Source organism: Jannaschia sp. W003, from assembly GCF_025144335.1.
GTDB lineage: Bacteria > Pseudomonadota > Alphaproteobacteria > Rhodobacterales > Rhodobacteraceae > Jannaschia.
The window spans coordinates 2,774,496-2,796,488 of sequence record NZ_CP083539.1; the positions used below are offsets into that span (position 1 = coordinate 2,774,496).

A 21,993-nucleotide genomic window follows, 5' to 3' on the forward strand; every position below is an offset into this window, starting at 1 on the left:
GGCCCCCGGTCCCGTCAGAGATGGCGGATCGTCGGCCCCGCCCGCGCCGGCTCGATCAGCGCCGCCCAGAGCGCCCAGACCAGCGCGTCCACCCGGTCGGGCGAGCCCGCGCCGCGAAAGCCCCGCGCCGTCATCGCCGCCATCTCGTCCTCCAACGCCCGGAACGTCCCCGCGTGCCGCACCCGCCCCTGCTCGTAGAGAGCGCTCACCGGCTCGGCCCGCGCCCCCTTCGACCGCCGCGCCGTCACGCGCCGGTAGCTCAGGTCCGGCGCCACCTGCCGGAGCACCTGCTCGATCAGCTCGCCGCCCTGGTTGCCTTCCGCCACCACCCGGTCCGCGCCCCAGCGCCGCGAGGCCGCGGCCACCGCGTCGGCCCACACCGCGGGCCGCCCCGCGACCGTGGCGTCCTCCAGCACCCAGGCCCGGCGTCCCTCCGGGGTGCGCTCCACGCCCACCACCACGATGCCCGTCGCATCCGACCCCGCGCCGCCCGTCACCGCCGGGTCCACGCCGATCACCACCCGCTCGAAGTCCTCCGGCGCCTCGCCCCGCAGCCCGTCGAGCTGCCGGAGGCTCCAGAACGCGCCCTCGACCTCCTCCAGGAGCTCGCCGTCCAGCTCCTGCCGGCCGAAGCGGGTGCCGCCGTACTGGCGCCGCACCGTTTCCACGAAGCCGGGGGCCAGCCACGCCCGGTTGGCGTCGGTCGGCGCGTGTGTCCGCACCGTGTCCGGCGCCGCCAGGAGATCGCGGAGCACCGCCACGTTGCGCGGCGTCGTCGTCACCACGGCCCGCGGGTCGTCGCCCAGCCGCAGGCAGAACCGCAGCTGCGCCCAAGCCGCCGCGGCCTTGGGCCACTTCGCCAGCTCGTCGCACCAGGCCGCGTCGAACTGCGGCCCCCGCAGAGCTTCCGGGTCGTGCGCCGAGTAGACCCACGCCTCGGCCCCGTTCGGCCAGACCAGCTTGCGCGCCGTCGCCTTCCACTCCGGGCGGCGGTCGGGCGGCGAGCAGGCCAGGAGCCCGCTCTCGCCCTCGATCATCACGCGCACCGCCTGCTCGTAGGTCTCGCCCACCAGCGCCACGCGCCGCGCCCGGCCCGGATCGAGGGGGCGGTCCCCCTCGACCATGCCGCGCACCCACTCGGCGCCCGCCCGCGTCTTGCCGGCCCCGCGCCCGCCCAGCACCACCCAGGTGCGCCACGCCCCATCGGGCGGCAGCTGATGCGCCATGGCCCAGAAGGGCCACAGCCACGGCAACGCCGCGAGCGCGTTGTCACTCAGTCCCGCCAGAAGGCGGTCCGCCGCCTCCGGCCCCCCGGAGGCGAGCCAGCCGGCGGCGCACCTCAGCGGCGGCGGCTCCGAGGTCGATGCCTCCACCGCGGTCGCGCTTGCACCGTGCGTCATGGGCCTTGTCCTCCAACTCGGCCGCGCGGCTCAGCGCCCGGGCCACGTCCGCCTGCAGCTTGCTCAGGCGGTCCGGGTCGCCCTCCGTGGGCTCCATCGCCTTCAGCTTCAGAAGCTGTCGGCGCAGCGCGACGCGCGACGCCTCCAGGGCGGCGAGCGCATCCGCCGCGCACGCCTCGTGACGCGCGGGATCGTAAGGGATCCCGCCGTCGTTCTCGTGGTCCGCCATGTCGAAAGTCCCCGTGCCGTTGGCGCACGGGCGGCAAGGAGAGGGCGGCCGCGGGGTCTCTCGACCCCGGACCGCCCGCCCATTTCTTCCAGCTTGCCTGAAAGGTCTCCGGGAGCGCGCGCTCCGGTCAAGCGCGGAATCGTTCCCTCGCAAGATTTCTTTCAAGTGCCCGGAAAAGCACGAAGTTTTCCCATCGGCGCCCGTTCGCGTATCCGCGTTCCCCGCTCGGCCAATCTCCGCCCGCGGCGCCCCCGTCCCGCAACCAAGCCGCCACCGCGCCGTTGCATTGCCGCGACCACATCGGAGCCGGCCCCGCACCGGCCCCGCGCACTCAACCCGGACGGATCGCACCCGTCCAAGCAGTTCGGGCTTTGCCCGAGGAGGACTTAATGAACTTCCGCAACACCACCATCATCGCCGCCGCCACCTTCGCGCTCGCGGCTCCCGCCTTCGCCGCCACGGCCACCGTCGCCACCGACCTGAACCTGCGCGCCGGCCCCGGCTCGAACTACCGCATCGACGGCGTCCTGCCCGCCGAGGCGCAGGTCGAGGTCGTCGGCTGCACCGAGGCCCGCGACTGGTGCGAGGTCACCTACGAGGACATGACCGGCTACGCCTACGCGCCCTACCTCGCCGTGCAGCAGGAAGAGACCCTCGTGGTGCTTCCCGAATCGACGGTGGAGATCGAGACCGTGACTTACGACGACACCGGCGCGGACGCCCTGCTCGGCGGCCTGTCCGGCGCGGCGCTCGCCTCGGCGGCCATCGGCGGCCCGGCCGCGATCGCCGGCGGCGCGGTGATCGGCTCGCTGCTCGGCGCGGGCGCCGACCCCGAGCCCGAGACCGTCTCCTTCGTGCGCGAGAACCCCGTGGAGCCGATCTTCATCCAAGGCGAGCCCATCGTCGGCGCGACGATCCCCGCCGAGGTCGAGCTGCAGACCGTGCCCGACACCGAGTTCTCGTACCTCTACCTGAACGGCCAGCCCGTCCTCGTGGAGCCGAACGAGCGCAAGATCGTTTACATCGTCCGCTGATCGCCGGCGGACCGGACGGAGGAAGGGCGGCCCCGCGGGGCCGCCCTTTCTGCGTTTCCGTGTCCGGCCCGCGCCGTCAGTTCGAGGACGCCGCCTCGGCCTCGATGCGCCGCCACGCGGCGACGTTGCGGTTGTGCTCGTCCAGCGTCTCGGCGAACGCGTGCCCCCCGGTGCCGTCGGCCACGAAGTACACGAACTCCGTCTCGGCCGGGTTCAGCGCCGCGCGGATCGCCTCGCGGCCCGGATTGGCAATGGGGCCCGGCGGCAGCCCGTCGATCTGGTAGGTATTGTAGGGCGTCGGCCGGTCCAGCTCGCTGCGCCGCAGGCCCCGCCCGAGGGGTCCGCCCTCGCCGTTCGTCACGCCGTAGATCACCGTGGGGTCGGTCTGCAGGCGCATGCCGCGCTCCAGCCGGTTCGTGAAGACGGCGGCCACCACGTCGCGCTCCGAGGCCACGCCCGTCTCCTTCTCGACGATCGAGGCCATGATCAGCGCCTCCTCGGGCGTGGTATAGGGCACGCCCGGCGCGCGGTCGGCCCACTCCTCGGCGAGGACACGCTCCTGCGCCTCGCGCATCTGCGCGATCAGCGCGGCGCGGTCCGATCCCTTCGACACCTCGTAGGTGTCGGGCGCCAGCATCCCCTCGGGCGGCGTGCCCTCGATCGTGCCCTCCAGGAAGTCCAGCGCCTCCAGCCCCGTGGCGATCTCCCATGAGGTCAGCCCCGGAGGCACGGCCACCCGCCAGGTGATCGGCTCGCCGCTCTCGACCAGGGCGCGGTAGGCCTCGGGCGTCTCCTCGGCGGTGGGGTCGAAGGTGGCGACCTCCACCGGCACGGCCTCACCCGGTACCCGCTCGCGCACCCGCAGCTCCGGGCCCCGCGCGCGCAGCAGCGCGGTCACGGTGTAGGGGAACACGCTCGGCCCTCCCGAGGTCAGGATATCCAGCACCTCGGGCATCGTGGCGCCGGGCGGGATCTCGTAGGTGCCGAACTTCAGGTCACGGCCCCGTTCGGTGTACTCCGCGCCGACGCGGAAGATCGCGTCCGACGACACGATCCCCTCCTCCGCCAACTGCCGCGAGACCGCGCGCAGGCTCGCGCCGCGCGGCACCTCGAAGAAGCGCGCCTCCTCCAGCGGGCCGGGTCCGGCCCACTCGCCCTTGCCCAGCTGCACGGCGATCGCCACGGCGGCGACGAGCACCACGCCCAAGGTAAGCGCGTTGGCTGCGATATGCTTCCACATCAGTGGCTTCCACCCCGAAGTTAGTCCAGTTTGCTCATGACGAGAGAGGCGTTCGTACCCCCGAACCCGAACGAGTTCGAGAGCGCCACGTCGATGGTCCTGCGCTCGGCGGCCTTCGGCGCGAGGCTGATCTTGGTCGCCGCCGCCTCGGGCGCCGGGTCGTCGAGGTTCAGCGTCGGCGGCGCCACCCCGTCGCGCATCGCCAGCACGCAGAAGATCGCCTCCACGCTGCCCGCCGCGCCTAGCAGGTGCCCGATCGCCGACTTGGTGGACGACATCGTGGTGCCCTCGGCGTGATCGCCCAGGACCCGCTCCACGGCGCCCAGCTCGATGGTGTCGGCCATGGTCGAGGTGCCGTGGGCGTTCACGTAGTCCACGTGGCTGCCGTCGAGGCCCGCCCACTTGAGGGCTGCGCGCATCGCCCGCTCGGCGCCCTCGTGGTCGGGTGGCGGGGCGGTGATGTGGTGGGCGTCGCCCGACAGGCCGTAGCCGCGCACCTCGGCGTAGATGTGCGCGCCGCGCGCCCTCGCGTGCTCCAGCTCCTCCAGCACGACCACGCCCGCGCCCTCGCCCATCACGAAACCGTCGCGGTTCGCGTCCCAGGGGCGCGAGGCCGTCTCGGGCGCGTCGGAGCGCGTGGTGGAGAGCGCCTTGCAGGCGTTGAAGCCGGCGATGCCGATCTCGCAGATCGGACTCTCGGCGCCGCCCGCGATCATCACGTCCGCGTCCCCGAGCATGATCAGCCGCGACGCGTCGCCGATGGCGTGCGCGCCGGTGGAACAGGCGGTGACGGGCGCGTGGTTCGGCCCCCGGTAGCCGTGGCGGATCGAGACCTGCCCCGAGGCGAGGTTGATGAGGGCGGACGGGATGAAGAACGGCGACACCCGCCGCGGCCCGCGCTCCTTCAGCAGGACGGCCGTGTCGGCGATCGACTTCAGCCCGCCGATGCCGGAGCCCAGCATCACGCCGGTGCGCAGCTTCTCCTCCTCGGAAGGTTTCTCCCAGCCGGCATCCCGGATCGCCTGCTCGGCGGCAGCGACGCCGTAGAGGATGAACTCGTCGACCTTGCGGGCCTCCTTCGGCTCCATCCAGTCGTCGGGGTTGAAGGTGCCGTCCGAGCCGTCGCCGCGCGGCACCTCGCAGGCGTAGTCCGTGGCGAGGTGCGAGGCGTCGAAGCGAGTGATGGTCCCTGCCCCCGACTGCCCCTCGATCAGGCGCCGCCACGTCTCCTCGACGCCGCAGGCCAGCGGCGTGACCAATCCCAGTCCCGTGACGACGACGCGGCGCATGGCGGTTCCTTCCCTCGGACGTTGCGGGCCATTATCCCGCGACGCCGCCCGGGGGCAAGGCGAGGCGCACCGGCGCCGCCGGTGCGACCCGGAGGCTACCCCTTCTGGGGGGGACGCCGCGGGGGCCGGGTCCATGGTATCGTGCGGCCGCCACAGTCCGGAGGCCCGCAATGAAGACCGCCCTCACCCTCGCCACCCTGACCCTCGCCACGGCTCTCGCGCCCGCCGCCGCGCCCGCGCAGGTCATGGCCTCCTACTACGCCACGATCGGCGACGAGGACCGGCGCAACTCCCGCGGCGCCCGCCTCGCGGACCCGGCGGCCGTGATCCAGCAGGACCGCGCCAACTTCCACCGCTTCGGCATCCGCCACGAGGGCGACCATTCCGACCCGTTCTTCGCGAACCCCGACCTGCGCGCGCAGATCCCCGCGCTCTACGCCCGCGGGCGGCGCTTCGGGCCGATGGAGCAGGCCATCCTCTCGCCGGGCCCCCACTACGTGCTGGTCTTCGTCTGCGGTCCGCGCAGCCAGCCCACCCACATCAACGTCGACTACGCAGACGGCGACAGCCACATGGGCTGCTAGGCCCGCTACCGCCCCTCGAACTGGGCGGCCCGCTTCTCAAGGAAGGCCATCACGCCCTCCTTGAAGTCGCGGGTCTTACCCATCCGCCCCTGCAGCCGCGCCTCGAGCCCGAGCTGCTGCGGCAGGTCGTTGTCGAAGCTGCCCCGGATCGCCTCCTTGACCGCGCGGTAGGCCGCCGTCGGCCCGTTGGCGAGATGGGCGGCCCGCGACTGCCAGCGATCCTCGAAGTCGGCGTCCGCCACCGCCTCCCAGATCATGCCCCAGTCGCTGGCCTGCTTCGCCGTCACCGGCTCGGCGAAGAGGGCCGCGCCCATGGCCTTGGCGGCTCCCACCTGCCGCGGCAGCCAGTAGGTGCCGCCCGCATCGGGGATCAGGCCGATCCGCGTGAAGGCCTGCAGGAACACCGCCGACTCGGCGGCGATCACCACGTCGGCGGCCAACGCGAGGTTCGCGCCCGCGCCCGCCGCCGGACCGTTCACGGCCGAGATGGTGGGGATCGCGCACTCGTAGATCGCCATCAGCATCGGCTCGTACTCGTCGCGCAGCACCCGCTCGAGGTTGAGGTTGGCGGCGTTGGCCCGGTCGCCGAGGTCCTGCCCCGAGCAGAAGGCGCGGCCCTTGCCGGTCATCACCAGGACGCGTGCGGTCTTCTCTGCCTCGCGCACCGCATGGAGCAGCTCGGCCCGCATCTGCGTGTTGAGCGCGTTCATCACCTCGGGGCGGTTGAACTGGATCACGGCGACGCCGTCGCGGTCGCTCAGGCGGATGGTCTCGTACTGCATGGGGCGCCTCCCTTTCGGCGCCGACCCTACCAGCCGCCCGCCCCGGGGGAAGCGGATCGCTGCGTCACGGCGCGCGTGGCTCGTCCCCGTCCATGAGCTCGGCGAGCTGCGCCTCCTCCTCGGCGCTCAGCGCACCCAGCGTGCCGCGCTGGCGGGCGATGGCGGCGACGGCGAAGCCGCCCCCGATCAGCAGCAGCAGCAGGGGCATGCCCCAGAGAAGGAGGTTCGAGCCGTCCGCGCGCGGCGCCAGCAGCACGTACTCGCCGTAGCGCGCCACCACGTAGTCGATCACCGCCGCGTCGTCGTCGCCCAGCTCCAGCCGCTCGCGCACGAGGAGGCGCAGGTCGCGGGCGATGCCGGCGTTCGACTCGTCGATGCTCTCGTTGCGGCACACGAGGCAGCGCAGCCCCTGGCTGAGGGCGCGCGCGCGGGCCTCCAGCGCGGGGTCGTCCAGCACCTCGTCCGGCTCGACAGCCAAGGCGGGCGCGGCGACGAGGGCGAGCAGGAGCGCGAGGCGCCTCATTCCGCGGGCACTCCGACGACCCGCGGCGCCTTGCGCCCCGCCGCGCCCACGCGCCAGCGGCGGTCGAGCAGCGACAGGAGGCCGCCCAGCGCCATGATGATCGCGCCGCCCCAGATCCAGTTGGCGAAGGGCTTCACGAACACGCGGATGGCCCAGCCGCCGCCCTCCTGCGGATCGCCCACCACGGCGTAGAGGTCGCGGGTGAAGCCGCTGTCGATGCCGGCCTCGGTGGTGGGCATGCGGGCCACCGGGTAGAGGCGCTTCTCGGGGCGCAGCACGCCCAGCGGCGCGCCGTCCTCGGACACGCGCAGTGTGGCGACGGTGGCGACGTAGTTCGGCCCCTGCTCGCGCTCCACGCCGAGTAGCGTGGCCTCGAAGCGGCCGACGGAGAGGCTCTCGCCCTCGCGCAGCACGGCGATGCCCTCCTCCTGCCACGCGATCAGGGCGGAGACGCCGAAGACGACGATGCCGAAGCCCGCATGGGCCAGCGCCTTGCCCCAGTCCGCCCCCGGCAGCCGCACGAGGCGGCGCAGGCGGGCGCCCCACGGCCCACGGCCCGTGCGGGTGAGGAGGTCGATGACGCTGGCCGCTACGAGCCACGCGCCGAGGCCTGCGCCCAGGGGTCCGGCCGCCGAGCGCCCCGTCCCTACCGCCCAGGCCAGCGCCAGTGCGGCCAGGGCGAGGGCGAGCGCCGGCCACATCACGCGCAGCCCCGCGGCGCGCCCGCGCTTCCACGGGAGGATCGAGCCGAGGGGCAGGATCACGGCCAACGCCACCACGAAGGGCGTGAAGGCGGCGTTGAAGAAGGGCGGGCCGACCGAGAGCTGGCGGTCGAAGGCCAGCTCCGCCACCAAGGGCCAGACCGTGCCCACGAAGACCACGAAGGCCGAGACCGCGAGCAGGAGGTTGTTGACCACCAGCGCGCTCTCGCGGCTGACCACGCCGAACACGCCGCGCGCCTGCATCTGCGGCGCCCGCCACGCGTAGAGCAAGAGCGCGCCGCCGGTGAAGACGCCGAGGATCAGGAGGATGAACACGCCGCGCTCGGGGTCGTTGGCGAAGGCGTGGACGGATGTGAGCACACCGGAGCGGACGATGAAGGTGCCCACGAGGCTGAACCCGAAGGCGAGGATGGCGAGGAGGATGGTCCAGGACTTCAGCGCCTCGCGCTTCTCGACCACGATGGCGGAGTGGAGGAGCGCGGCGGCGATCAGCCACGGCATGAAGCTGGCGTTCTCGACCGGGTCCCAGAACCAGAAGCCGCCCCAGCCCAGCTCGTAGTAGGCCCACCAGGAGCCCAGCGCGATGCCGATCGTCAGGAACAGCCAGGCGGCTAGGGTCCACGGCCGCACCCAGCGGCCCCAGGCGGCGTCCACGCGCCCCTCGATCAGGGCGGCTACGGCGAAGGAGAACGCCATGCTCAGGCCGACGTAGCCGAGGTAGAGGAAAGGCGGGTGGAACGCGAGGCCGGGGTCCTGGAGGAGGGGGTTCAAGTCCTCGCCGTCGAAGGGCGGGGTCTGCAGGCGCAGGAACGGGTTCGAGGTGAACAGGATGAAGGCGTAGAAGGCGACGCCGACGCTCGCCTGCACCGCCAGCACGCGGGCGCGCAGCGTGTCGCGCAGCCCCTGCCCCCAGACCGCCGCCGCCGCCCCGAACAGGGCCAGGATCAGCACCCAGAGCAGCAGCGAGCCCTCGTGGTTCCCCCACACGCCCGACACCTTGTAGAGCATCGGCTTGGCCGTGTGCGAGTTCAGCGTGACGAGCCGCAGCGAAAAGTCGGAGGTGACGAAGGCGTAAGTGAGCGCGGCGAAGCTGAACCCCACCAGCAGCGCCTGGGCGACGGCGGCGGGCCGCGCGAGCGCCATCCAGCCGGCGAGGCGCCAGTGGGCGCCGAGCATGGGAATCACCGCCTGGGCGCAGGCCACCGCGAAGGCGAGCACGAGGGCGAAGTGGCCGAGTTCCACGATCATGGGAGGGGTATATGGGCACGGCCCCTCCGGGCCAACGGGGTGCGTCGACGGATCACGGGGGCGGGAGGGGTGCGCCGGCCCCGCTCGCCCCGCCCCGGGCTCGACCCGGGGCCTCCGGCTGACGGAACGATGACACGGCGGAGCGGAGCGCCGGTGGCGGGCAGAGGCCCCGGCGCGAGGCCGGGGCGTGGGGCGCTGGTTTCGCAGTTTGCGCCCCGGGCTCGACCCGGGGCCTCGGGCCGACGAAGTGATGACGCTGCGAAGCGAAGCGCCGGCGGTGGGCCGAGGCCCCGGCGCGAGGCCGGGGCGCGGGCACGTCAGTCCCTTCCGGCCTGCCAGTCGTCGAGCGCGGCGTTGCCGGCGTCCTCGTGGTGCCACGCGGACCGCACCGGCCCCTCCACCACCACCGGCACGCGCTCCTCGCGCCGGTGGTGCAGCTCGCGCGCGCCGAAGTAGAAGCCGACGATCGCGCCGAGCAGCCACCAAAGCGGCTCGGGGATCACCGCGAGCCCCCGCATCCGCACCGAAAAGCCCTCCGGATCCGCCATCGCGTAGGCGAACAGCCCGAACGTGCCGAAGGCCAGGAACGGGCGCGGCAGGCGGTTCAGCCCGTCCACGGCGCGGTCGAAGCGCCCGCGGGGGCCGGCGAACTCGGCGCCGAACTGCGCGAGCGCCGCGTCGCGCGCCGCATGGCGCAGCGCCGCGCCCTCGCTCGCGTCGGCGCGGAACACCCGCGCCACGCCCCGCGCCCCCTCCAGCACGCGGCCCGCCGCGCCCAGCGCGGTCCCGACGCCCATCACGCCCACCCCGCGCAGCGCGCCCGGTGCTCGGCCTCGCTCAAGCGGTAGCGCGGGGCCATGAAGCCCTCGGCCCGCGTGATCCACCCGCCCTTGCCGCCGTCGCGGCGGCGGGCGTACTTGCGCGAGGCCGGGCGCCGGTCGGCCAGCGCGTAGTAGTAGTCGCGCCGGGCGATGGCGTAGGCGTCGGCGAGGTGATCCGGCGCGGCCTCGGCGGCGGCGCGTGCGGCGGCCACGGTGCGCGGGCCGATCACCCCGTCGGCGCGCAGGGGCCAGCCCATGCGCGAGAGCAGCCGTTGCAGCACCTTCACCGCGTTGGCGCCCGCGTTCACCTGCATGTCGAACACCGACGCGTGGAGCGCCTCGGGCAGCGCGGCGATGCCGGCGCGGTGGAAGTAGTGGTCCACGAAGATCTCCACCGCGCGCTCGCGGTCCAGCCGCCGCACGTCGCGCGTCGTGACGCGCCCGTCGCCGTCGAGGTCGAGCCCGAGCCGGCGCATGGTGTGAATCGTGACGCCGTGGTTCGTGGCGCCGCCCGGATCGTCCGGATCGTCCACGTAGCCGCCCTCGCGGGCGACGATCTCCTCGGCGATGGAACGGATGGTCTGCATGCGCGCCTCCTCGGTTGCGAGGGGCGGACGCTGGGGGCGAGCGGTTAAGGCGCCGGCAGGGGATTAACGGGAGGTTGCGGACGCAGGCGCGGCGCGCGGTCAGCCGTCCGAGGCCTCCTGGTAGACGCCCTGCTCCTTCAGCGCGTCGATCACCTCCTTGGGCATGTAGGTCTCGTCGTGGCGGGCGAGGATCTCGGTGGCCTGGAACACGCCGTCCACGTAGCGGCCCGTGCCGACCATGCCCTCGCCCTCGCCGAAGAGGTCGGGCAGCACGCCGGTGTAGGCCACGGGCACGCTGGCGCCGCCGTCGGTGACGAGGAACGTGATCTCGGTGCCCTGCCCGCGCACGAGGCTGCCCTCGGCCACCAGCCCGCCGATGCGGAACACCTCCGTCGGCGGAGGCGGGGCCTCGGCCACCTGGCTCGGCGCGCGGAAGAAGTTGATGCCGTCGCGCATGGCCCAGCCCACCAGCGCGGTGGAGCCGGCCAGGAGCACCGCGGCGATGGCGATCACCTGGATGCGGCGTGTCTTCTTGAGGCCGCGCATCTCAGGCGGCCTCGAAGCGCATGGGGCGGCGCAGGAACTGGGTCGCGCGCGACGACACCCGGTCCGGGTCGCCCGTGGTCACCAGCGCGTCGCGCCCGCCCTCGCGGAACTCGGGGCGCCGCTCCAGGTAGTCGGCCAGCGAGGCGGCCACGATGTCGGCCTGCGAGTACACCGTCACCTCGGGGCCGAGCGCGGCCTGGAACGCGTCGTGGACCAAGGGGTAGTGGGTGCAGCCCAGGATCGCCGCCTGGGGTTTGGGCATCTTGCGGCGCAGGGCGTCCACGTGGGAGCGCACCAGCGCCTCGGCCAGGATCATGTCGCCGTCCTCGATGGCGTCCACCACGCCGCCGCAGGCCTGCGCCTCCACGTCCACGCCCACGGCGCGGAAGCTCAGCTCGCGCTGGAAGGCGCGACTGGCCACGGTCGCGGGCGTGGCGAAGAGCGCGACCTGGTTCACGGCCACCTCGCGGGGGGGCGAGTTGTCGCCCCAGGCGCGCTCGGTCAGCGCCTCGATCAGGGGCACGAACACGCCGAGCACGCGCTTGCCCGGTGGCACGCCCGCTTCCTGCATCCGGCGCAGGGCCGCGGCCGAGGCGGTGTTGCAGGCCAGGATCACGAGGTCCACGTCGCGCCACATGGCCTCCACGGCAGCCTTGGTCAGGCCGTGGATGTCCTCGGCGTCGCGCACGCCGTAGGGGGCGTGGGCGCTGTCGGCGTAGTAGAGCAGCGGCTGCTCGGGCAGCCGCGCGCGTACGGCCTTCCAGACCGTGAGGCCGCCGAGGCCGCTGTCGAAGATGCCGACGCTCATGGGGGTGCTCCCGCTGCTCGGTGCCTAGATAGGCGGGCCGGCGGACAAGCGAAAGGCGCCCCGGGGGGCGCCCTGCGACTTCGGAACGGTCCGAGCGTGGAACTCAGGTGTTCGCCTTGATGAACTTCACGGCGTCGCCGAAGGTCTGGATCGACTCGGCGGCATCATCCGGAATCTCGATGCCGAACTCTTCCTCGAAGGCCATCACGAGCTCGACGGTGTCCAGCGAGTCGGCACCCAGATCGTCGATGAACGACGCGTTCTCGGTCACCTTGTCCTCTTCGACGCCCAGATGCTCGACGACTTTCTTGCGGACGCGGTCCTCGATGTCGCTCATGTCATACCCTCGTGTTCCGCCCCTCTCGGGGCTATCTGTAGGCGGCTCGCGCCGCGGTGGGCGCCCTATATCATGGGCTTCCGCGATGGCAAACGTAAAGGCCCGGGGCGCGGATCGCCCCCGGGGCACGCCGCCTAGAGCATCGCGAGGCCGCCGTTCACATGCAGCACGGTGCCGGTGACGTAGGCCGCCTCGGGGCTGGCGAGGTAGAGCGCGGCGGCGGCCACCTCCTCGGGTTTCCCCATGCGACCCGCCGGGATCTGGCCGTCGATCTTCGCCTTCTGGTCGTCCGAGAGCTTGTCGGTCATGGCCGTGGCGATGAAGCCCGGCGCGACCGCGTTCACGGTGATGCCCCGGCTCGCCACCTCGTAGGCGAGGCTCTTGGACATGCCCACGAGGCCGGCCTTGGACGCCGCGTAGTTGCCCTGCCCCGGGTTTCCGGTCGCCCCCACCACCGAGGAGACGTTGACGATCCGGCCCCAGCGGCTCTTCATCATGCCGCGCAGGACGCCCTTCGACAGGCGGAACGCGGCCGTGAGGTTCACCTCGATGACCGTGGACCACTCTTCCTCGCTCATGCGCATGAAGAGGTTGTCGCGGGTGACGCCGGCGTTGTTCACGAGGATGTCCACCGCGCCCATCGCCTCGGCGGCCTGTTTCGGCAGCGCGTTGACCGCGTCCGCGTCGGAGAGGTTGCAGGGCAGCACGTGGGCGCGCTCGCCCAGCTCCTTGGCCAAGGTCTGCAGCGGGTCCTCGCGGGTGCCCGAGAGGCCCACGGTGGCGCCCGCGGCGTGGAGCGTTCGGGCGATCTCGGCGCCGATGCCGCCCGAGGCGCCGGTGACGAGGGCGGACTTTCCAGAGAGGTCGAACATGCTCATTCCTTCGTCGTGGCGGCGGCGTCGGCCACCTCGGGGGGGGTGCCGACCGTGCGGGTGGCGAGGCTGCGGTCGATGCGGCGGATCATGCCGGTCAGGGCCTTGCCCGCGCCGATCTCCCAGGTCTCGGTGACGCCGTCCGCGGCCAGCCGCGCGACGCTCTCGCGCCAGCGCACGGCGCCCGTCACCTGACGGACCAGGAGGTCGCGGATCGCGGCGGGGTCGGAGACCGGCTCGGCGGTGACGTTGGCCACCAGCGGCACGGCGGGGGCGCGCATCTCGACCGCGCCCAGGGCCTCGGCCATGCGGCGCGCGGCGGGCTCCATCAGCGCGCAGTGGAACGGGGCGGAGACGGGCAGCATCACCGCGCGCTTGGCGCCCCGCTCCTTGGCGAGGGCGGCGGCGCGCTCCACGGCGGCGCGGTGGCCCGAGATCACGACCTGCGAGGGGTCGTTGTCGTTGGCGGCCTCGCAGACCTCGCCCTCGGCGGCGTCCGAGGCCACGGCGCGCGCGGCCTCCACGTCGAGGCCGAGGAGCGCGGCCATGGCGCCCTCGCCGGCCGGAACCGCTTCCTGCATGGCCTCGCCGCGGATGCGCAGGAGGCGGGCGGCGTCGGCGAGGCCCAATGTGCCGGCGGCGACCAGCGCGGAGTATTCGCCGAGCGAGTGGCCCGCGACGTAGCCGGCGTGATCGGCCACGGTGACGCCCTCGGCCTCCAGCGCGCGCAGGGCGGCGATGGAGGTCGCCATCAGCGCTGGCTGGGCGTTGCGCGTGAGGGTGAGCGTCTCCGCGTCGCCCTCCCAGATCAGCGCGCTCAGCTTCTCGCCCAGCGCCTCGTCCACGGCGTCGAACACGGCGCGGGCCGCGGGGTAGCTCTCGGCCAGGTCACGGCCCATGCCGACGGTCTGGGCGCCCTGCCCCGGAAACACGAAAGCGCGCATGGCTCCCCCCTGATGATTCAGGAAGAGGCCTAGCGCGCCCTCGCCCGGCGGGCAACGCGGCCGCCTAGTTCCCGCGGCCGGTCTTGTCCTGCAGCGCGTCGATGCGCTTCGACGCCTCGGCCTTCGACAGCGAGGGGTCGAACGCCTCGCCCGCCTCCTCGGAGAGGGTCTTGAGGTAGGAGGCCTGCGCCCCGGTCATCGCCTCGTCGCCCGTGGTCCAGTTGTCGGGATCCTTCTGGGCGTTTCCGGGGGCGTCCTGCTTGGGGGTGTCGGTGATCTCGTCGGCCATGATGCGAATCCTCGTTGGAGATGTTCGCACAACGTTCCGCCCGCCGGTCGGTTCCACCGGACGTCAGAGCGGCGCGAACCGGAGCGCCGAGACCGGGAAGCGATCAACGCCCTCGAGGCGCACGACCTCCTGCCCGTCGAGGATGAGGAGCGCGTCGCCGTCCTCCTCGACGATCTCGAGCACGGCGTCGGCGAAGTCGCGGCTGAGGATCTCGATCACGTCGCGCGACGGCTCGAAGTCGGTCACGACGGCGGTGCGGTCGCCCTCGATCCAGTCGCCAACAACGAACGTGTCCGCGCCCGAGCCGCCGGTAGCCACGTCGTCGTCGCCGAGGAGCAGAAGGTCGTCGCCCGCGCCGCCCCGCAGCGTGTCGCCGGCATCTGCCACGTTCGTGAAGGACAGATCGCCCACCTCCTCGATGCCGTTCAGGATGTCGTCGCCATCGCCGCCGTCGAGCAGGTCCGAGCCGCGCTCGCCCGCGAGCAGGTCGTCGCCCTCGCCGCCAAGGATCGTGTCCGCCCCGTCGCCGCCGAACAGCGCGTCCGCCCCCGCGGCGCCGGCGAGCTCGTCGTCCCCGTCGCCGCCTTCGAGTCGGTCGTTGCCCCCGTTGCCGTCGAGCGTGTCGGCGCCGCCGCCTCCGAGCAGCGTGTCGGCCCCGGTGCCGCCGGCCAGTGCGTCGTCGCCGCCCCCGCCGTCCAGGAGGTCGTCGCCGGCCCCGCCGCCGAGCACGTCGTCGCCCCCCCGTCCGAACAGGCGGTCGGCCTCGGTGTTGCCGTCGAGGACGTCGTCACCGTCGCCGCCGGCGATCGTGTCCTCGCCGGGGCCGCCGAACAGGAGGTCGTCGCCCCCGAAGCCGCGCAGCAGGTCGTCCCCGGGGCCGCCCGCGAGACGGTCGTCACCGGGTCCGCCAGTCAGCGTGTCGTCGCCCGAGAGGTCGATCACCGGATCGGGATCGTCCTCGACGGCGTCCGGATCGTCCTCGGGGACTTCGGGATCGTCCTCGAGGGCGTCGCCGCCGGAGAGGTCGTCGACCGGATCGGGCGGTCCCGCATCGGGCGCAGCGTCGTCGGCGGGGGCATCATCGTCGTCGCCGATCAGGAAGCTGCCGAGAATGCCCGCGAACAGCGCGGCCAGAATGAGCGATGTGGGCAATGGTCCGTCCTCGCAGGTCCGTTTCGGGCGGACCGGGGCGCCGTTCGGCCGCCCTTTCCCCCACCCCTCTTGCGGGGAAAGAGGCGCGAGGATGACGGTGCGGTCAAGACTGCGCCGCCCCGCGTTCCGCGGCCGCGGACGATGACCCCCGGACGGGCGGGATCGTCCGCGGACCGGGGTCAATCGGCAGGCGAGACGAGGTCCCAGCGGTTGCCCCACGGGTCGCGCCAGACGGCGACGGTGCCGTAGGGCTCGTGGCGGGGCGCCTCCTCGAATCGGCCACCCGCCGCCTCAATGAGCTGCGCGGCGGCCGCGAAGTCGTCCGCGTGGAGGAACAGCCCCACCCTGCCCCCGAACTGCGCGCCGACCGCCGAAACCTGCGCGCCCTCGGCGCGAGCGAGCACCAGCCCCGCGCCCCCGCCGGGCGGCGCCACCGTGACCCAGCGCTTCGCGCCCTGCGCCTCGTCGGCGGTGCAGCGCCAGCCGAGGCCGTGCACGAAGAACGCGAGCGCCTCGTCGTAGTCGGGCACCAGGAGGGCGACGTGGCCGAGCCTCACGTGCGGGTGCCGGCGAAGCGCGTCTCCCAGTCGGCGCGCTCGGCGTCCTCGATCTTGCGGAACAGGTTCTCGGGGACGGCGAAGGCGTGGCCGGGGGGCAGCGCGGCGAGCGCTTCGTCCGCGCCCGCGGGCATGTGCGCACGCTCCAGCTTCAGGGCCGCGAGGATGGCCTCGCAGGCGTCGGGGATGAACGGCGCGGAGATCGCCGCATGGAGGCGCAGGAGGTTCAGGGCTGTGCGGATCTGCATCGCGGCCCGCTCCGGGTCGGTCTTGAACACGGCCCAGGGCGCGGCCTCCTGCAGGTACTCGTTGCCCATGACCCACAGGCCCCGCAGCTCGGCCGCGGCCTTGCGGACCTCGATCGCGTCCATGTGGGCCGCATACCTGGCCAGCCCGGCGTCGATGCGCTCGGCCAGCGCACGCTCCGCCTCGCCCGGCGCGCCGCCTGATGGGACTTCCTCGCCGAACTTGGAACGGCAGAACTTGGTGACGCGGGAGGCAAAGTTGCCCAGCACGTCCGCGAGATCCTTGTTCACGGAGCGCTGGAAGTCCTCCCAGGTGAACTCCGAGTCGTTGCTCTCGGGCGCGTGGCTCAGCAGCCACCAGCGCCAGTAGTCGGCCGGCAGGATCGAGAGGGCCTGGTCCATGAAGACGCCGCGGCCTTGGCTCGTCGAGAACTGGCCGCCGTCGTAGTTCAGGTAGTTGAACGCCTTGAGGTAGTCGACGCGCTTCCACGGCTCGCCCGACCCGATGATCGTGGCCGGGAAGCCGAGGGTGTGGAACGGCACGTTGTCCTTGCCCATGAACTGCACGTAGCGGACGTCCTCGGCGCCCCGGTCCGTGCGCCACCACCGCTCCCAGTCGGTGCCCTTGCCCGCATCGACCCATTCGGCGGCGCAGGCGATGTACTCGATGGGCGCGTCGAACCAGACGTAGAAGACCTTGCCCTCCATGCCGGGCCAGTCCTCGGTGCCGCGCTTGACGGGGATGCCCCAGTCGAGGTCGCGGGTGATGCCCCGGTCCTGCAGCCCGTCGCCGTCGTGCAGCCACTTCTTGGCGATCGAGGTGGTGAGGATCGGCCAGTCGGTCTGCGCGTCGATCCAGGCGTCCAATTCGTCCCGGAGCTTCGACTGCAGCAGGTAGAGGTGCTTGGTCTCGCGCTGCTCGAGGTCCGTCGAGCCGGAGATGGCGGAGCGGGGGTCGATCAGGTCCGTGGGATCGAGCTGCTTGGTGCAGTTCTCGCACTGGTCGCCGCGCGCACGCTCGTAGCCGCAGTTCGGGCAGGTGCCCTCGACGTAGCGGTCGGGCAGGAAGCGGCCGTCAGCGTGCGAGTAGACCTGCCGCTCGGTGCGCTCCTCGATCAGCCCGTTCTCGTGAAGCTTGCCCGCGAAGTGCTGCGTCAGGCGGTGGTTCTGCGGGCTCGACGAGCGGCCGAAGTGGTCGAAGCTCAGGCGGAAGCCCTCGGCGAGGTCCCGCTGCACCGCCCACATCTCGGCGCAGTACTCGGCCACGGGCTTGCCGGCCTTGGCGGCGGCGAGCTCGGCGGGGGTGCCGTGCTCGTCGGTGGCGCAGAGGAACAGCACCTCGTGGCCCCGCAGGCGGCACCAGCGGGCGTAGAGGTCCGCGGGAAGCTGACTCCCTACGAGGTTCCCGAGATGCTTGATCCCGTTGATGTAGGGGATCGCCGAGGTGATGAGCGTGCGGGGCATGGGGGTCTCCTGGATCGGCGCGCATGTAGCGGCGCGGCGGGCCGGGGGGCAACCGCCGCCGCGCCGTCAGATCACGATGGCGTCCTCGGGGGCCTTGGCCTTGTGCTCGGGCTCGACGTGGATCGTGACGCGCAGCTCGGGCGCCTCGGCCCGCAGCGCCGCCTCGATGCGGTCGCACAGGGCGTGGGCGCGCGCCACGGTCCAGTCGCCGGGCACCACGAGGTGGAACTCCATGAAGGCGGCCGCCCCCGCGTGGCGGGTGCGCAGGTCGTGGGCCTGCACCGCGCCCGCGCCGGCCTCCGCGATCGCCGCCTCTAGGCGGGCGCGCAGATCCTCGGGCACCGCCTCGTCCATCAGCCCGGCCAGCGACTCGGCGAGGACGCGCCAGCCCGACCACAGGATGTTGAGCGCCACCAACGCGGCCAGGGCCGGGTCGATCCAGCCGCGCCCGAGCACCGCGGCCAGCGCCACGCCGGCCGTGACCCCGGCCGAGGAGGCGACGTCGGCGAGCAGATGGCGCGCGTCGGCGCGCAGCGCGGGCGAGCGCGCGGCGCGGGCGGCGCGGAACAGCACGAGGCACCACAGCCCGTTCACCGCCCCCGCCGCGGCGTTCACCGCGATGCCGTCCCACGGCGCGACCAGCGGTAGGGGCGCGCGCGCCGCCTCCCACGCCTCGCGAAGGATCAGGAGCGCCGAGAGCACGATCAGGACCCCGACCCCCACGGCGGCCACGACCTCGGCCTTGTGGTGCCCCCAGGGGTGGCGGTCGTCGGGCGGCCGCGCCGCGACGCGCAGCGCCCACCACGTGGCGAGCGCCGTGCCGACGTTGACCACGCTCTCGGCCGCGTCCGACAGCAGCGCGACCGAGCCCGTCAGCGCGAAGGCCGCGGCCTTCAGCGCCAGCACCAGCAGCGCTACCGCGATCGACCATGCGGCGATCCGGTTCGCGGCGGCGGCGGCGCTCCCGCTCAGGTGAACTGCTCGCGCAGCAGCCGCTCGTCGAGCCCGTGGCCGGGATCGAACAGGAGGCGGTGGCACACGCTCTCGTCGGACCGCACCTCGACGCGCACCACGTCCTGCACGGCCCGGGAGTCGGCCTCGGCCATCATCGGGCGCTTCGCGGGGTCGAGCACGTCGAAGCGCACGCGCGCCGACTGCGGCAGCAGCGCGCCGCGCCAGCGCCGGGGCCGGAACGCGGCCATCGCCGTGAGCGCCAGCACGCCCGCGCCGATGGGCAGGATGGGCCCGTGCGCCGAGTAGTTGTAGGCGGTCGACCCGGCGGGCGTGGCCACGAGGGCGCCGTCGCAGACCAGCTCCTCCATGCGCACCCGCCCGTCCACCACGATCCGCAGCCGCGCGGCCTGGGGGCCGGCGCGCAGCATCGAGACCTCGTTGATCGCCAGCGCCTCGACCACCTCGCCGGAGGTGCGCGTGGCCGTCATTCGGAGCGGGTTGGTGACCGCCTCCTCGGCGGCAGCCAGGCGCCAGAGCAGGTCGTCCTCGCCGTAGCCGTTCATCAGGAACCCCACGGTGCCGCGGTTCATTCCGTATGTCGGGGCGTCGAGGCCTTGGGTCGCGTGGAGCGTGTGCAGCATGAACCCGTCGCCGCCGAGGGCCACGATCACGTCCGCCGCCTCGGGCGCGTGCTGCCCGTAGCGCGCCGCGAGGGTGTCCAGCGCCGCCTGCGCGTCGGGCGCGTCGGAGGCCAGGAAGGCGATTCTGGGCGCGTCGCGCATGGGCTCTCCGGGTGGCGGCTCGGTCGCACCGTGGGCCGCGGGCGCCGAGAAAGGCAAGCGTCGCGGCCCCCTGCGCCGCAATGCGCGCTTCACGCCTCGGCCCGCCCCGTGTATGGGCCGCGCAACCCGAGGAGGACCCGCCCATGAACGCCCCCCACCGCGACGCCGGCTTCTTCACCCGCGGCCTCGCCGAGACCGACCCCAAGATCGCCCGCGCCACCGAGCAGGAACTCGGGCGCCAGCGCGACGAGATCGAGCTGATCGCCTCCGAGAACATCGTCAGCCGCGCCGTGATGGAGGCGCAGGGCGGCGTGATGACCAACAAGTACGCCGAAGGCTATCCGGGCCGGCGTTACTACGGCGGCTGCCAGTACGTGGACGTGGCCGAGGAGCTGGCCATCGCGCGGGCCAGGGAGTTGTTCGGCTGCGGCTTCGCCAACGTGCAGCCCAACTCCGGCTCCCAGGCCAACCAGGGCGTGTTCACCGCTCTCCTGAAGCCGGGCGACACCATCCTCGGCATGTCGCTCGATGCGGGCGGGCACCTGACCCACGGCGCGCGCCCGAACCAGTCGGGCAAGTGGTTCAACGCCGTTCAGTACGGCGTGCGCCGCGAGGACATGCGGCTCGACTACGAACAGGTCCAGGCGCTCGCCACCGAGCACCAGCCCAAGATGATCATCGCCGGCGGCTCGGCCATCCCGCGCATCATCGACTTCGCCCGCATGCGCGAGATCGCCGATTCCGTGGGGGCCTGGCTCCTGGTGGACATGGCGCACTTCGCGGGGCTGGTGGCGTCGGGGCACTACCCCTCGCCCTTCCCCCACGCGCACGTCGCCACGACGACCACCCACAAGACCCTGCGCGGCCCGCGCGGCGGCATGATCCTGACGGACGACGAGGCGGTCGCCAAGAAGGTGAACTCGGCGATCTTCCCGGGCATCCAGGGCGGCCCCCTCATGCACGTGATCGCCGCCAAGGCCGTGGCCTTCGGCGAGGCGCTGCAGCCCGGCTTCCGGGACTACCAAGGCTTGGTCGTCGCCAACGCCGTGGCGCTGGCCGAGGGGCTGATGGCCGGCGGGCTCGACATCGTCACGGGCGGCACCGACACGCATCTGATGCTGGTCGATCTGCGGCCCAAGGGCGTGAAGGGCAACGAGACCGAGGCCGCTCTGGGCCGCGCGCACATCACCTGCAACAAGAACGGCATCCCCTTCGACGACGAGAAGCCGACCGTTACTTCGGGCGTGCGGCTCGGCACGCCGGCGGGCACCACGCGCGGCTTCGGCGAGGACGAGTTCCGCACCGTGGCCGCGCTGATCTGCGAGGTGGTCGACGGACTGGCCGCGAACGGGGCCGAGGGCAACGCGGAGGTGGAGGCATCGGTGCGCGCGAAAGTGGCCGAGCTGACCGCGCGGTTCCCGATCTACCCCGACCTCTGAGCGGGGGCGCACTCTTCGCGAAGAGTGCGCGGCGGAGCCTTCACGAAGGCTCCGCTCCGACGAGATCTTCGCGAAGATCTCGCGCGCCGACGGAGGCCAGCGCCATGCGGGCGTGGATGCGCTCCACCTCGCCGCGCGCGAGCCGCCCCCCGGCCCGGAACCAGGTGTTCACGCCGGTCAGCATCGCGATCAACCCCATCGCCGCGAGATGGATGTCGGGCACCCGCATGAGCCCCGCCTCCGCGCCCGCGCGCAGGATCGCTTCGGGCACCGCCTCGTAGCGGCGGCGCAGGCGCTCGATGACGGCGAAGTTGCCGGGCGCGAGGTTGCGCAGCTCACCATAGGCCACGACCACCGCCTCGGGCCGGTCGAGGTGGAAGCCCACGTGGAACCGTGCCCAGGCGTCGAGGCGCGCCACCGGATCGCCCCCGGGGTCGGCCTCGGCCCATGCGCCCAGCAACGCGTCGAGGTGCTCGCGCATCATGTCGAACAGCAGCGCCTGCTTGTCGGGGGTGTAGTGGTAGAGCGCACCCGCGCCGATCCCGACCTCGGAGGCGATGGCGCGCATGGAGACGGCGGCATAGCCGTGGCGCGCGAACAGGCGCTCCGCCGCGGCGCGCACCCGCGGCCCCGTCACGCCCGCATCGCTGCCCTGGGGTCTGGCCATGCCCCGAATTAACTGAACGTCCGTTCAGTTCCAAGCGCGTTGCCGCGCGCGCGCCCCGCGCCTAAGGATCGGCCATGCGCGCCCTCGCCCTCCTCCTCGTGCTCGCCGCCTGCGCGGAGCTGCCGCCCGTGGAGGGCGCGATCTCCGAGGCGGCGCGGCGCGAGCCCTACCCCGTGCTGGTGCCCCTCGGCACGCTGCTGGCCGAGGCCGAGCGCCCGTCGCGCGCCGCCCCCGCCGCGGCGGAGCTGGAGGCGCGGGGCGCCCGGCTGCGCGCCGCGCGCGTCCCCGCGCCGGGGCTGGACGCCCTGCGCGCGGAGGGCCGGCGCCTGCGCGCCCGCACCGTGCCCGCGCCCGCGGAGGCTGACCTGGATGCCCGCGGACGGCGCCTGCGCGAGCGGGCCGAGGCCCTGCGCGCCGTGCCCGTCTGACCCGCCGCCGCGCCGTTGCGTGCGGCGCCCCCCCGCGATAGCAGGCCGCG

Annotated in this window: 25 protein-coding genes; 4 read left to right on the forward strand and 21 right to left on the reverse strand. The window is 73.3% G+C overall.

The features are described 5' to 3' along the window. Positions 1 to 14: 14 nt before the first annotated feature. Together K3554_RS13725 and K3554_RS13730 are read right to left on the reverse strand one after the other, a co-directional pair. Complete coding sequence (locus K3554_RS13725; RefSeq protein ID WP_259945963.1) at positions 15 to 1,343, reverse strand: DNA-packaging protein; 1,329 nt, start codon at positions 1,341 to 1,343, stop codon at positions 15 to 17. Then, positions 1,270 to 1,629, reverse strand: coding sequence for a hypothetical protein (locus K3554_RS13730; protein ID WP_259941175.1), 360 nt, complete (start codon positions 1,627 to 1,629; stop codon positions 1,270 to 1,272). Before K3554_RS13730 ends, K3554_RS13725 begins: the two co-directional genes overlap by 74 nt. A gap of 389 nt (positions 1,630 to 2,018) precedes the next feature. On the opposite strand from K3554_RS13730, the gene K3554_RS13735 reads away from it, so the two are divergent. Then, entirely contained in the window at positions 2,019 to 2,663 is a 645-nt protein-coding gene (locus K3554_RS13735; RefSeq protein WP_259941177.1) for a DUF1236 domain-containing protein, read from the forward strand. A 76-nt stretch (positions 2,664 to 2,739) separates the two neighbouring features. Here K3554_RS13735 and mltG read toward each other — a convergent pair whose 3' ends face one another. Further along, the gene (mltG, locus tag K3554_RS13740; RefSeq protein ID WP_259941178.1) at positions 2,740 to 3,903 is read right to left on the reverse strand and encodes an endolytic transglycosylase MltG; all 1,164 of its coding nucleotides are present in this window, start codon (positions 3,901 to 3,903) and stop codon (positions 2,740 to 2,742) included. A gap of 20 nt (positions 3,904 to 3,923) precedes the next feature. Continuing rightward, positions 3,924 to 5,192, reverse strand: coding sequence for a beta-ketoacyl-ACP synthase II (gene fabF, locus K3554_RS13745; protein ID WP_259941180.1), 1,269 nt, complete (start codon positions 5,190 to 5,192; stop codon positions 3,924 to 3,926). 170 nt (positions 5,193 to 5,362) lie between these two features. On the opposite strand from fabF, the gene K3554_RS13750 reads away from it, so the two are divergent. Beyond that, positions 5,363 to 5,776, forward strand: a complete 414-nt coding sequence (locus K3554_RS13750) for a hypothetical protein (protein WP_259941182.1) — start codon at positions 5,363 to 5,365, stop codon at positions 5,774 to 5,776. 5 nt (positions 5,777 to 5,781) lie between these two features. Here the strand turns inward: K3554_RS13750 and K3554_RS13755 are convergent, their stop codons facing one another. From K3554_RS13755 to K3554_RS13830, 16 genes are all read right to left on the reverse strand, one after another. Further along, positions 5,782 to 6,558 (reverse strand): enoyl-CoA hydratase-related protein, encoded by a 777-nt coding sequence (locus K3554_RS13755; protein ID WP_259941184.1) that lies wholly within the window; start codon positions 6,556 to 6,558, stop codon positions 5,782 to 5,784. 64 nt (positions 6,559 to 6,622) lie between these two features. Beyond that, the gene (locus K3554_RS13760; RefSeq protein WP_259941186.1) at positions 6,623 to 7,081 is read right to left on the reverse strand and encodes a cytochrome c-type biogenesis protein; all 459 of its coding nucleotides are present in this window, start codon (positions 7,079 to 7,081) and stop codon (positions 6,623 to 6,625) included. Continuing rightward, entirely contained in the window at positions 7,078 to 9,051 is a 1,974-nt protein-coding gene (locus tag K3554_RS13765; RefSeq protein WP_259941188.1) for a heme lyase CcmF/NrfE family subunit, read from the reverse strand. The genes K3554_RS13760 and K3554_RS13765 overlap by 4 nt, the downstream gene beginning before the upstream one ends. Positions 9,052 to 9,368: 317 nt before the next feature. Then, complete coding sequence (locus K3554_RS13770; protein ID WP_259941191.1) at positions 9,369 to 9,848, reverse strand: holin family protein; 480 nt, start codon at positions 9,846 to 9,848, stop codon at positions 9,369 to 9,371. Further along, entirely contained in the window at positions 9,848 to 10,459 is a 612-nt protein-coding gene (locus K3554_RS13775) for a holin-associated N-acetylmuramidase (RefSeq protein WP_259941194.1), read from the reverse strand. The genes K3554_RS13770 and K3554_RS13775 overlap by 1 nt, the downstream gene beginning before the upstream one ends. 99 nt (positions 10,460 to 10,558) lie before the next feature. Then, positions 10,559 to 11,005, reverse strand: a complete 447-nt coding sequence (gene ccmE / locus K3554_RS13780; RefSeq protein WP_259941197.1) for a cytochrome c maturation protein CcmE — start codon at positions 11,003 to 11,005, stop codon at positions 10,559 to 10,561. 1 nt (position 11,006) lies between these two features. Next, positions 11,007 to 11,813 (reverse strand): glutamate racemase, encoded by an 807-nt coding sequence (locus K3554_RS13785; RefSeq protein ID WP_259941200.1) that lies wholly within the window; start codon positions 11,811 to 11,813, stop codon positions 11,007 to 11,009. Positions 11,814 to 11,916: 103 nt separating this feature from the next. Further along, entirely contained in the window at positions 11,917 to 12,150 is a 234-nt protein-coding gene (locus K3554_RS13790; RefSeq protein WP_259941203.1) for an acyl carrier protein, read from the reverse strand. A 134-nt stretch (positions 12,151 to 12,284) separates the two neighbouring features. Next, positions 12,285 to 13,022: a 3-oxoacyl-[acyl-carrier-protein] reductase gene (fabG, locus tag K3554_RS13795; protein ID WP_259941206.1), complete on the reverse strand. Its 738-nt coding sequence runs from the start codon at positions 13,020 to 13,022 to the stop codon at positions 12,285 to 12,287. Positions 13,023 to 13,024: 2 nt separating this feature from the next. Continuing rightward, positions 13,025 to 13,966 carry an ACP S-malonyltransferase gene (gene fabD, locus K3554_RS13800; protein ID WP_259941209.1) on the reverse strand — a complete coding sequence of 314 codons (942 nt, stop codon included), beginning with the start codon at positions 13,964 to 13,966 and terminating at the stop codon, positions 13,025 to 13,027. Between the two features lie 64 nt (positions 13,967 to 14,030). Continuing rightward, positions 14,031 to 14,255 (reverse strand): DUF3072 domain-containing protein, encoded by a 225-nt coding sequence (locus tag K3554_RS13805; protein ID WP_259941211.1) that lies wholly within the window; start codon positions 14,253 to 14,255, stop codon positions 14,031 to 14,033. Positions 14,256 to 14,318: 63 nt separating this feature from the next. Then, a complete protein-coding gene (locus K3554_RS13810; RefSeq protein ID WP_259941213.1) occupies positions 14,319 to 15,407 on the reverse strand; it encodes a calcium-binding protein in 1,089 nt (362 codons plus the stop codon). A gap of 179 nt (positions 15,408 to 15,586) precedes the next feature. After that, entirely contained in the window at positions 15,587 to 15,964 is a 378-nt protein-coding gene (locus tag K3554_RS13815) for a VOC family protein (protein WP_259941215.1), read from the reverse strand. Beyond that, positions 15,961 to 17,673 (reverse strand): methionine--tRNA ligase, encoded by a 1,713-nt coding sequence (metG, locus tag K3554_RS13820; protein WP_259941217.1) that lies wholly within the window; start codon positions 17,671 to 17,673, stop codon positions 15,961 to 15,963. Before metG ends, K3554_RS13815 begins: the two co-directional genes overlap by 4 nt. A gap of 66 nt (positions 17,674 to 17,739) precedes the next feature. Further along, positions 17,740 to 18,582, reverse strand: a complete 843-nt coding sequence (locus K3554_RS13825; RefSeq protein ID WP_409197355.1) for a cation diffusion facilitator family transporter — start codon at positions 18,580 to 18,582, stop codon at positions 17,740 to 17,742. A gap of 59 nt (positions 18,583 to 18,641) precedes the next feature. Further along, positions 18,642 to 19,409, reverse strand: a complete 768-nt coding sequence (locus K3554_RS13830; protein WP_259941221.1) for an NAD kinase — start codon at positions 19,407 to 19,409, stop codon at positions 18,642 to 18,644. Positions 19,410 to 19,552: 143 nt separating this feature from the next. Between K3554_RS13830 and glyA the strand changes: the two genes are divergently transcribed. After that, complete coding sequence (glyA, locus tag K3554_RS13835; RefSeq protein WP_259941222.1) at positions 19,553 to 20,848, forward strand: serine hydroxymethyltransferase; 1,296 nt, start codon at positions 19,553 to 19,555, stop codon at positions 20,846 to 20,848. A 40-nt stretch (positions 20,849 to 20,888) separates the two neighbouring features. On the opposite strand, the gene K3554_RS13840 is transcribed toward glyA, so the two are convergent. Beyond that, entirely contained in the window at positions 20,889 to 21,515 is a 627-nt protein-coding gene (locus K3554_RS13840) for a TetR/AcrR family transcriptional regulator (RefSeq protein WP_259941225.1), read from the reverse strand. A gap of 74 nt (positions 21,516 to 21,589) precedes the next feature. Between K3554_RS13840 and K3554_RS13845 the strand changes: the two genes are divergently transcribed. After that, positions 21,590 to 21,943 carry a hypothetical protein gene (locus K3554_RS13845; RefSeq protein WP_259941228.1) on the forward strand — a complete coding sequence of 118 codons (354 nt, stop codon included), beginning with the start codon at positions 21,590 to 21,592 and terminating at the stop codon, positions 21,941 to 21,943. Positions 21,944 to 21,993: the final 50 nt, after the last annotated feature.